At 37.2% G+C, this 3,473-nt stretch carries 4 protein-coding genes; 2 read left to right on the forward strand and 2 right to left on the reverse strand.

Annotated features, from left to right (window positions below; translation table 11 throughout):
- Positions 1 to 30: 30 nt before the first annotated feature.
- Together HC000_RS17935 and HC000_RS17940 are read right to left on the reverse strand one after the other, a co-directional pair.
- The gene (locus tag HC000_RS17935) at positions 31 to 723 is read right to left on the reverse strand and encodes a nucleotidyl transferase AbiEii/AbiGii toxin family protein (protein WP_225741029.1); all 693 of its coding nucleotides are present in this window, start codon (positions 721 to 723) and stop codon (positions 31 to 33) included.
- Positions 713 to 1,111, reverse strand: coding sequence for a DUF6088 family protein (locus HC000_RS17940; protein ID WP_011329741.1), 399 nt, complete (start codon positions 1,109 to 1,111; stop codon positions 713 to 715). The genes HC000_RS17935 and HC000_RS17940 overlap by 11 nt, the downstream gene beginning before the upstream one ends.
- Before the next feature lie 307 nt (positions 1,112 to 1,418).
- Between HC000_RS17940 and HC000_RS17945 the strand changes: the two genes are divergently transcribed.
- Both HC000_RS17945 and HC000_RS17950 read left to right on the forward strand, forming a co-directional pair.
- The gene (locus tag HC000_RS17945) at positions 1,419 to 2,423 is read left to right on the forward strand and encodes a nuclease-related domain-containing protein (protein ID WP_089369053.1); all 1,005 of its coding nucleotides are present in this window, start codon (positions 1,419 to 1,421) and stop codon (positions 2,421 to 2,423) included.
- A gap of 143 nt (positions 2,424 to 2,566) precedes the next feature.
- Positions 2,567 to 3,238 (forward strand): hypothetical protein, encoded by a 672-nt coding sequence (locus tag HC000_RS17950; protein ID WP_089369052.1) that lies wholly within the window; start codon positions 2,567 to 2,569, stop codon positions 3,236 to 3,238.
- Positions 3,239 to 3,473 lie beyond the last annotated feature (235 nt).

Raw genomic sequence — 3,473 nt, forward strand, 5'->3', positions numbered from 1 at the left:
GCTCTATTGTTAGCGCGTTGCGCTAAAACCTTACATCCCCGACCTAAAGGACGGAGTTTTTCGGCTCAAATGATAAATATGGCGTATTAATGCAGGATCATCATCTCTTATATTATCGCGCGCAAAACTTGCTGTTCGCCTCAACATAGAGACTAGCTTTTCCGCTTGTGTACTCTTAATACTCGAAAACCCCATTAGCGCAACTTCAGGAGGCTTTTGAGTGACCTCATTCATTAAAGAACATATATCTCTACTCACTACTTGATCATAAAGCAAGGTCTCTATCAGCTCTAACTTAATAAACGGCCTTAGGCATGGAACTTTTGAATGTGCTTGAGGATAACGTATATCAATTTGTTGATAACGATATTCATCATAAATAGTAGGGCGGTTTTCTACCGAAAAAGAGTTGTGCAGACTAATGGCATTAAGTAATTGAAGATGTAACTCTTTCCTAGCCTTTCTTTTTTGTGTTTTTGAAATATTAGCAAACACATCTGTAGGTATGATTTTAATATCAATGTCTTCAGACATTCGATGAGTTTTAATGCCCGACTTTGTTAATGCGGTACCACCAGAAAAAACCAATAAGTGCGTATCAAAAGACAATTCAGAAAGTAGTTTTAGTAATGCAACAACATAATAATCTTTTTCAACAATAGCAGGGTTACCCATACCAAGAGCATCGGCAACATCTAAAAACAGGTCACTATCAATTAGCATTAATAGCACTATTATTTACGACAATTTTGCGTTTAAAGCGATTATTTGTAATTATTTTCAGAGACGCTGGAATTTGCAAGCTTTCACCATTGATACTACGTTGTGAAAACTCATCAAATTTGTAGTCAACACCTAGCTTTTCAATCGCTTCTAATATAACACCATCAGCTCCCGCAGGAGATGCCGGCATTAACTTACCCGTAATGCGATTTTCTCTCGCTTTAGTGTAAAGCCCATAACCAATACGCAATAAATGACCATTATCAACCAGCTTTTTTAATACCCGGCCAACTTGGTCGTAACCAGCAATATCTGCAAAATCAGCACGATCAAAAACATAACGCTTTGAGCGGTTTATTCTTGTTGTTACTTTACTTGCTATTGTCATAATAAATACCCTCGTTTCTTGTATTAAATATAGCAAATATACGACACCTTAACAACGCAAACATACGACATTTAATAATAGATTGGGTAAGGTAGCTATCAACACTTAATTTGCTGACGCGAAAAGCCTAGCTTTTAAATTGTAGGCAAGAGTTTACCTCGCGTTTAGGCTTTTAATTGCAAGTATTAGTTATATGTCGCGTTGTCGATGACTTTAAAGCTTCCTAATCAACATTAAAGCCTTAATCGTATTGCTATTAGGTACATCAGTGATATCCTATCCACACGCATGATTGAATGGAAGCCTCATGATTTTAAAAGATAAAATACTCACCACCAGTAACTCTGCAAAAATACAAGCAGGCCAAAAACAAGAGCTCGACGTGGCATTTTATTTACGCCGTGCATTTAAAGATCACCCTCAAGTTTTTGTGTTTAACGACCTCAAATTTAAACACAACGACGAAACAGCTCAAATAGACCACCTTATTGTATATACCTACGGCTTTATTCTCATCGAATCTAAAAGCATTACAGGGGAAGTAACGATTAATGAACATCAAGAATGGAGCCGAAGTTACCGTGGTAACTGGCAAGGTATGCCCTCACCAATAAAGCAAGTTGAGCTACAACTAGCAGTACTAAAAAGCCTATTACGAGCCAATGCCCCATTATTACTGCCAAAAATATTTGGTAAACTACAACAAGGCTTTGGTGGCCGAGAATGGCAAAGTGTTTGTGCAATATCGAGCAATGCTATTATCAACAGGGATCACACACCAAAAGCAACACAAGAGCGGTTAGTTAAATCAGAATTCATAGCTGATAAACTACTACAAATGATGAAACTACCCGCATCGACACCTAATGCTTTACATTTTTTATCCACTAACGTTAGACCATGGTTTAACGAAGAAAGTTTGGGCAAAATTTGCCAATTTATTTTAGAGAAAAACATATCACTTAGTTCACAAAATCATTCAAATGCCACGACACAAATAAATGAACTTAAACCGCCCTATCAACAAGTAGTAACGCATACTGAACCTGTTATTGAGGCACAGACCGAGCCTGAAGTAACACTAAGCAAAGAGATAGTTTTAACGTGTAAACAGTGTAATAGCTCAGCCAGTTTACAACCACGTTCTGGTCGCTATGGTTACTTTGTTACCTGTGGCATTTGCGAAGCTAATACACCAATGAAAGCTCCTTGCCCGCAATGTTCTAACGCCCATACTAAAGCAAGTAAGCGTAAGGATAGTTACTCATTAGTGTGCGGGAATTGTGACGAGACTGTGCCAATTCGGTTTTAGTTATAAAATTTATAATATAACTTAGCCATTTGAAAGTATTGATCTTATTTTCATAAAAATTTGTGTATCATAGCGCTTAATCAAAGCTTTTAGGTTTGCACTTGGTAAAAGTGCGATATTTACCCTTATATGGAAATAAATATATGTTAAAGAAACTCACTATAACTGCCGCTTTCTTATCCATTTTATCTGGTTGTACTATACAAAACTCATTCCCTGTGGAATACCATAAAAAAACAATTGAAAATGTTGAGGTTAAAAATATCGACTCTATTGGTGTAACCCAATGGAGAGATAAAAGAAACCTTGCCACTGTTAAAGATGAATTAGCAGAAAAAGCAGTTATGCGGATGGGCCCTGCAACAATCGGCATGACAAGTGATGGACAGGAATTTGTAAGAGTTGCTGACTTTATAAGAAATGCCTTTATTAATGAGCTTCAATCTTTAGGTGTAAATGCAAAAAAGATTGACATAATACCTGCATCTAGTGATGCGAAGCTATTAAGTAATATCGCAATAAATAATCAAGTAGAAATGTTAATTTCTGCAGACCTTATGAGTTTTGATGTTAATTGTCATGGTGCATGGACTTTAGACTGCAATAGAAATGTTTCTTTTTCACTTTCATTAGTAAATAAGCTAGGGGAAGAATTAATTACACGTGAATTATTTGATGCAACTATGGCCAATAATGAAGGTATGGGAGTTCTCCATAAAACATTATTAGATCAATTAACTAACGAAGTTATGCGCAGCGCTTTAAAAAAAGCTGTAATTAGAACTGTTGAAGAAATTAATAAACAATCTAAATAACTAAAGAAAAAGTCGCGTTGGCGACGGCAACCAAGGGGCGCTCTTTACCAAGTTAAAGCGCCGACCGCCCCTTGGAACCCCACGGCGCCCCGAGGATCACACTATCTCCTCAATTGTAATTAATGATATGAACGTAATCAGCGTAGATAGGCCATCCGTGGCCAAGCTACGCTTTATCGCGCATTGCCTAAAGGGATTTAGGTACTTGGAATTTGTCGGGAACAAAATTCCGCCA

This window comes from Pseudoalteromonas sp. MIP2626 (assembly GCF_013414205.1).
Taxonomy (GTDB): Bacteria; Pseudomonadota; Gammaproteobacteria; order Enterobacterales; family Alteromonadaceae; genus Pseudoalteromonas; species Pseudoalteromonas nigrifaciens.

Excerpts from the sequence above, each read along its gene's own strand:
- HC000_RS17935 (WP_225741029.1), bottom strand. The coding sequence starts at position 723 with ATGCTAATTGATAGTGACCTGTTTTTAGATGTTGCCGATGCTCTTGGT.
- HC000_RS17940 (WP_011329741.1), bottom strand. The coding sequence starts at position 1,111 with ATGACAATAGCAAGTAAAGTAACAACAAGAATAAACCGCTCAAAGCGT.
- HC000_RS17945 (WP_089369053.1), top strand. The coding sequence starts at position 1,419 with ATGATTTTAAAAGATAAAATACTCACCACCAGTAACTCTGCAAAAATA.
- HC000_RS17950 (WP_089369052.1), top strand. The coding sequence starts at position 2,567 with ATGTTAAAGAAACTCACTATAACTGCCGCTTTCTTATCCATTTTATCT.